This window comes from Terriglobus sp. YAF25, assembly GCF_052113305.1.
Lineage (GTDB): Bacteria > Acidobacteriota > Terriglobia > Terriglobales > Acidobacteriaceae > Terriglobus.
On record NZ_JBFRCY010000149.1, the window covers coordinates 1 to 7,362 of the forward strand.

Annotated in this window: 3 protein-coding genes; all 3 read right to left on the reverse strand. The window is 59.0% G+C overall.

All coding sequences use genetic code 11. The features are described from left to right. Window positions 1-79: 79 nt before the first annotated feature. On the reverse strand, window positions 80-3,487 hold the full coding sequence (locus tag AB4043_RS08245; protein WP_442306836.1) for a carboxypeptidase regulatory-like domain-containing protein: 3,408 nt from the start codon (window positions 3,485-3,487) through the stop codon (window positions 80-82). 503 nt (window positions 3,488-3,990) lie between these two features. Next, window positions 3,991-5,376, reverse strand: a complete 1,386-nt coding sequence (locus AB4043_RS08250; protein ID WP_442303432.1) for a hypothetical protein — start codon at window positions 5,374-5,376, stop codon at window positions 3,991-3,993. 232 nt (window positions 5,377-5,608) lie between these two features. Then, window positions 5,609-7,201, reverse strand: coding sequence for a methyl-accepting chemotaxis protein (locus AB4043_RS08255; RefSeq protein ID WP_442303433.1), 1,593 nt, complete (start codon window positions 7,199-7,201; stop codon window positions 5,609-5,611). Window positions 7,202-7,362: the final 161 nt, after the last annotated feature.

The following is a 7,362-nucleotide window of genomic DNA, read 5'->3' on the forward strand; positions in this document are numbered from 1 at the left end:
GTATAAAGCTTTCCTCCAAACAAAAAAATGCAGCCCGGAGTCGATGCCACTCCGGACTGCCAAAAAAGGAGGTTCGTCTTTAGAAGTTCAACTTCGCCGAGAGTTGAATGAYCCGGGAGACTACGTCCGAGGTTCCGCCGCCGAGCTTGCCGAAGGTGCTGGTGTTGTTAAGCGACAGGCCCACAGCATTCGGATTCGCGTTATAGCGGAGGAAAAGGTTGAAGATATCGGCGCGCAGTTGCAGGTTGCGCTTCTCGCCAAACTTGATTGCCTTCACGAACGACGAGTCATCGTTCAGAATGCCAGGCAGCGTCACCACACCCACGCGAGGCGCATTGCCGAAGGTACCGGCCGCTGCCGTGCGGAATGCAGCGGTGTTGAACCACTGTGCGTTAGAGCGTCCACCCGCAGGTGTGTTCGGGCTCTGGCCCGGGATGATATCCGGACGAGACGCCAGCCCCGTACCCGTCGTATCGACGCTGTTGAAGACGCTGCCAGCCGGTCCGCTCTGTGCCACGACAATCGTGGATGCCTGCAGCCCGTCGAAGGCAGCCTTCTTCCAGCCGGTAGTGTGGGCAAAGAACGGAATATCCCAGATGGCCGTCGCCACAAACCGATGACGCAGATCGAAGATCGCCGACGAACGATCAGAACGCGGATTGTAGATATTCAGACCCGTGGGGTTGAAGGTGCCGCCCCCCACATAACCACCGATATCCGACGGGCCGGAGATAGCATGTGACCAGGTGTACGATCCCAATACGGTGAGGCCGCGGCCGACGCGCCGCTCCAGCTTGGCCTGCAGCGAGTGATAGGTTGCGCTTCCGTTGGAGAAGTCACCAGCGATTGAGCGTGCTGATGTGCCGGACTTGAAGGTCTGGTTCGGGCGACGCGAGGCCAGTGAAGCCAGGCCCGGAGTCGACGGATCGACCGGTACTGGCATGTTCACGTCAGGATAGTAAGTGTAGTTGTGCGTGCTCTTGGCGCCCACGTAGCCCAGAGTTGCGATCAGCTTCGCCGGGAGTTGCTGCTCTGTCGTGAGATTCCACTGCTGCGTATAGGCGTCCTGCAGGTTGGGATCGACCGCGTTGGCAAAGGGATAGGTCGGCGCTCCGCCGAGCGTCACGCCGGGGAAGGGGTTGGAGAAGGTGAGCGACGGAGTCGTCCTGACGCCGATGGTGGGCTGGTTGCTGGTGCTGATGGAAGCTCCGGACTGGGCCTGTGCTCCTTCAGCCCAGGTGAATGGCTGATTGGCGATATCGGTAGTGAAGTACCAGCCATATCCGCCGCGAACCACGGTCTTGCCCGCGCCGAACGGCTGCCAGTTGAAACCGACACGTGGTGCAAAGTCGTAGAAGTGTGGTGGAATCAGGCCACGGCCGTACTGTGAGATCTGCGGCGTCAGCAGCGTACCCGCGATGCCATTCGGCAGTGTGGCAATGGCTGCATACTGATCGTTGTTCTGCACCCACGGCGGCATATGGTCCCAGCGCAGGCCCAGCGAGATCGTCAGACCATTGCGGAGATGCCAGTTATCCTGCACGAAATATCCCTGCCACAGGGTTCTGATGTTGGTGTAGGTGTGCGTCGGATTGATGGATGCTGCCTGCATGTAGCCGAGCAGAAAATCCGCAAGCGCCGATCCTGTCCACTGTCCCGTGAAACCAAAGTTGCCGCGCGGGTCGCGAATCTGATCGAAGGTATCGTTCTTGAAGGTCAACTGTACGCCGCCGGCGAGGAAGTGCTTGCCCAGCTGCAGTGACAGCGAATCATTCACGCTATGAGCGCTATTCGAGCGGTTACGAGGACCGATGGTACGGCGCAGCTGGAAGAGGCTGAAGACCCCGTCCGGACCACTGATGTTCACCGTCGGCGGACCGTAGAAGTGAGAGTCGGACGATGCGAACGGAACGCCAATCGCATTTGCGATGTTGTAGTTGGTATCGTCCGTGGTCCCGAAGGTCTCAATCTCGGTGAAGCGGTGATAGCCGTAAGAGGCCGTGTTCACCATCGACGAACCGAAGGTGTGCACATGCGCCGCGCTGAGGTTGGTGCTGCGGGCATCGTTGTTGTCCTGGTCGTGCCCGAAGAGCGGTGTGCCTGCGTTGAGGGTATCGTCCCAGATGAAGTGGCCGTTGATCTGGTCGTGGGTCGTGAGCATGTGGTCGAGCCGGGTGATGATATCGCGCTGCGTTGAGAGCGCCTTCGGCGTACCGGTCTGATAGTTGGTGCTGCTGGCATAGGAGCCGTTCGCCGGCGTGTAGCTCAACAGCTTCAAGGCTGATGCGCTGATGCGGTTCGCTGGAATCTGCTTATTGGGAAAGGGCTGGCCGGTCGTGGGATCCAGAATGGTGTTGGTCGTCGTGGTCGATCCGCTGGCGGCGAAGACGCGGCCAGTCACAGAGTTGAGATCTCCGGCCTGCTGTGCGGCTGTCGGAACGATCAGGAAGCTTGGCGTTGAGGCCGTGAGGTTGCGTCCCTCTTCCTCATTGACGAAGAAGAAGGTGCGCCCGCGGCCGTTGTAGAGGTGCGGAATGATGACCGGTCCGCCGATGTTGCCGCCGAACTGATTACGGTTCAGGCGAGGCGCCGTGGGGTTGGGGTTAGTGGTCGAGATAAAGTCGCGGCTCTTCGTGAAGTAGTTGTTGCGGTTGAACTCCCACAGGGTTCCGTGAAAGTCATTGCTGCCCGACTTCAGAATGACGTTGATGAAGCCGCCGAGCGCGCCTCCGTTCTCAGCGGTGCTGGAGCTGGTCTCGACCTTGAACTCCGAAATGGCATCGACCGACGGCGAGAAGCTGTAGGTATTGGCGTCGTAGTCCATCGACTCGGCACCCTCGATGAAGTAGCGGTTCTGGGTATCGCGCTGACCGTTGATCTGGGTCGCGGTCAAACCGCCGTTGGCATCTGATTGTCCGATCGAACCGCGACCGCGGCGAGCGGCGATGGAGGAGACCGTGCCCGGGTTGACGCCCGGAATCAGCTGGGTCAGCTGAATAAAGTTCCTTCCGTTCAGGGGCAGGCTTACCACCTTGGTGGAGTCAATCRTGGTGCCGACGCTGGGATTGTCCGTCTGCAGCTGCGCGACCGAGGTGTCGACTGTGATCACCTGGTCGGCTCCGCCGATCTTCAGGCCGAAGTCAACGCGAGCTACCTGGTCGGCGGCCAGTACCAGCTCATTGCCGACCTGGGTGCTGAAGCCTTCCTTGGCCACGGTGACGATGTAGCGGCCGGGCGACAGGGAGGGAGCGTTGTAGTTTCCGTTGCTGTCGGTCTCGAGATCGCGGGTTCGCCCGGTTTCGACGCTCTTGATYGTAACTTTGGCGGTGGGAACGAGAGCTCCGGCAGGATCGCTCACCGTACCGGTGATGGTGCCGAAGCTGGTGCTCTGCGCCCATCCCAAGGGGACAAGGGCAAACAGAGGGATCAGGACCAGGGAGATGATCCACTGTGGAAAACGTTTTCTTCTACTGATATTTGGGTACATATTGGCCTCTTCTCCAAAGTGCCGAAGGTCCTACAGACTTCGGCGGTGATTCAAGAACTCGTCCCAGGTGCTGCCAATGCAGTTCAGGACAGAGAATGCTGTTGTTTTGAAGTCAACAAAGAGTCGTGAATCCGAGAGAGGACCATCAAGTTAATTCACCGTTAACCCGAAGTTCACAATCAAACCGAGCAGCAAAGCTCTATCTGGCAATGGTTTGCGGATGTTGGAGGGAGTTTTATTAACCGTAAAGAGTGGGGTGGAAAGGCGGTTAAAACGAAGGTCGAGGATTTCTTTTGTCATTTCGCAGCGCAGCCGAGAAATCTGCTTTGCTGCCGGGTGCCCTACCCTCACGGAGTTAGGGTGGGCGAGGACTACCCATACGACCTAACAAAGTACGAAACGGATTTGCTGATGAACCTTCTATCGATCTGCGAGGGTAGCGAGAAGCAGATTTCTCCCGCTCCGCTACGAAATGACAAAGGGGAGACCTTCGTGGCTCGTCCCTACTGCTCGATCCGCCAGGCGACGATCTCGGACCGGAAGGGTGTGCCGATGATCTGGTAGTTGTGCAGCAGGACTTCAAAGCCGGGCGGCGGCCCCTTGGGCGAGAGGTGGTTCTGCCGGAAGAAGTCTCCGAGCGCCGCCTCCGAGGTGACAAACTCTCCGGCCGACCGTGTCGCCTGGGAATCGGTTCCTTCCAGGATCAGCACATAGCCACTCCGCCCCAGATTGGGCAGCAATGCGACCACACTGTATCCCTCATTCCGTTGCAGGTCCGAGGTGCCGTCGTACACCGGCTTCTCTCCCGGTTTGGGGGCCAGGTTCTCGACATACGGGCGATGCTGCACAACGTCGTACTGCAGCCGGAAGTTCAGCCGGCTGTTGAAGAGATCAACCCACGGATTCGAGATGCGGCTTCCGATCAGGATCGCGTTGTTGGTCTTGAACTCTTCGGCGGAGTACTCGCGGGCGAACTTGAGCTTCACGTCGGACGAGACCGGATTCAGCTCAATGATCCGTTTTGCCGCGATAAAGTCACCCACGCTTGCCGTATTCCGGTTCAGAACCCTGTCGAGCGCATCTTGCCGGTCCGCACTGAGACCCGCCATGCTGGCTGTCTGCTTGTAGTCATTGTTGATGTACGACTTCAGCGAGATCTGCCGTGACTCAATATCCTGCGCCAGGGCAAAAGAGGTATCCGCGAGGACAAGGTCAGTCTGCGTTCCCTTGACGAAGAGCTCTCCCCATAACGCGCGCACAGCCGGCTGTTGCTGCCACGGCTGCAGCAGGCGGCGCATCTGCAGGTTCTGCATCAGCAACACAGTGCATACGGCAACAAGGGCCGCGGCCAATACCTTCCATGCCCAGTGCGTCCGGCGGACCGGAAGCGATGGAGCCTCAGGAATGGTTACCGAAACTGTCGTCATGACCGGAGGCATTAAGGGAGCGGCCGGCTCCGGCTCAAGGAGCGTTGTCTCTTCTACCGGCTCAACCATCGCGGGCACGACTGCGGGCAAGGCGCTGACGGACCGCCGGCGAAAGATCAGCGCATAGGCGCCGCGGGGCATATCGACGAGGATGTTTTCCTGCGCACCTTCCGCGGAGAAATACATCTCGAGCCGCTTGCGCAGCTCTGTCGCACTCACGCGAACGATATTGTCCGCGCTGGTGTCATAGCCTTCGGGACGCTTGAAGACAGCAGTTCCGATTGTTGCCTCGTGCAAGGCATCATCCGCATGATTGGCAGGGCAGGCGCCGACATAGAGAAGAAACTCGCGCAGGCGTGTGGCTCGGCGAAAGGGAGCACTGGCTGCGATGCGCTGCAGCAGCTCCATCCTTTCGTCATGAGTCACGTCATCGGAACCAGTATCGGATAACAGCTCCTGCATGGATAGCCTGCGGTGTTTCTAGAGCATTTTTCCCTGCTGCTAGGTAGCCCGGAAAGGGTGTGCAGCGGCGTTTTCACTAGGAAACGCCCATAGATACGGAAGCCCTACTCTACACCCACAGGGAAAATGCTCTAAGTCGTTGAACCGATTATATCTCGCGCTTGCGGGCAAAAATTTGGGAAGCCTTGCGGCTCCCCGAAGTGTGTGCAGCAGCGAAATGTGGATTTGAAACTCAGAACTCCACAAAGTTTGCGTCGTTGCCGACGCCGACAGCGACCGGAACCGGGACCGCCATCGGACGGATCATTGGTTTTACAGGCTTTGCGGCAGACTTTACGGCAGGCTTCCTCGAAGAGCTCTTCGCGCTTTGACGAGCCATTGCACCAGACGAGGTTTGCACGCCAACCATGGCTCCAAGGCGGGCAGCCAGTTCGTAAAGCGCACCTGACTGTGCATTGAGCTGCTCAGCCGCTGCGGCTGACTCCTCCGCGTTTGCGGCGTTCTTCTGTGTCACCGACTCCATCCGGCCGATAGCGCGCGCGATCTGATCGACGCCGCCGACCTGCTCGGAGGATCCATCGCCGATCTGGTCGACCAGCGACTTGATCTCGGTAAAGGAACCTTCAAGTTTGGCTCCAGCCTCGACCATCGATTCGATCTTGGTGCGGCCGTCTGCGGCGTTGGTCAGCGCTGCTCCGATCAGACCCGAGGTCTCCCGCGCCGCTTCCGCCGAGCGCTGCGCAAGGTTGCGCACCTCTTCGGCGACCACCGCGAAGCCTGCTCCCGCCTCTCCGGCACGGGCTGCTTCCACSGCSGCGTTCARWGCCAGGATGTTGGTCTGGAACGAAATCTTGTCGATGACACTGATGATCTTCGCAATCTGTTGCGAGCTCTCATTGATGCTGGTCATCGAGTTGACGCATTCCTTCACGGCGGCAGCGCTCTGGTGGGAGGTGCCAACGGCGGTGCTCACGATTCCCATCGCCGAGCGTGCATTGTCGGCGTTGCGCTTCGCCATGGACGAGATCTCTTCCGAGGAGGCGGACGTCTCTTCAATCATCGCCGCCTGCTCCGAGCTGTCGCGAGCCAGGTTCTGGCTGGATGACGAGATCTGTGAAGCCGCGGAAGCAATCTGTTCGGCGCCCTGGTTCAGAGCGAGCACATTCTTACGCAGGTCGCGTTCCAGGCGAATCACGACCCAAACAACTACAGCGGAGGCAAGAAACGCAAGGAGCAGCAGCGTCATCGCAACCGACTCCGCGGCGACCACGGAGCCGCGGGCATCATTGCTCGCATCTGCCATGATCTTCTGCTGGTGCTCGAGGATCTGAGCACTCAGGTTGTCCGCTTCCTCAAGCGGTTGCGTGAGCTCATTGATGTTTAGATCAGACGCCTGCTTGACGTCGTGGCTGTTGATCGCAGCGACAAACCGCGCGTGGGCAGGCGTCAGGCGGTCGAGCGTAGCTTCCGTCTTATTCAACAGGTCTGCACCAGCGGAGCCTACTCCAACCTCCCGAATTCCTTTAATCGCCTTGCGGAACTCAGCTTCGTGCTGGGCATACTGATGTTCACGTTGAGTCGCTATATCCCAGTTCCCCAGGGCGGCCTGGGCGAGTTCGCCACGCTGCGCAGCCAGCATCTCGGCACCAGAGGCATCGGCAACGCCGGCGAGATAAAACTTGTGAGCGTCGTCCACACCAAGGGTGTGAATCATGTCCCCAAAAGTACTGACGCGGTAGGCGAAGGCTCCGCCCAGAACCATCGCCAGAAGGGTGAGGGCGCCTGTTGCGCTCATAAGTTTTTGTTTGATTGTTAGATTCTTCATCGTGTGCACCTACCAGGGAGACCTGTCCTCTCCATCGGCGGGAAAAGGCGACACGATAGCGATTAAGTTATGAGCGGTAAACGACTTAAGCCAGTGCTAAGGTTCCACCTTCATAGGGATAGAGCGCTTCCCCGTTGCTGGGTATCCCCGAAGAGGCGTGT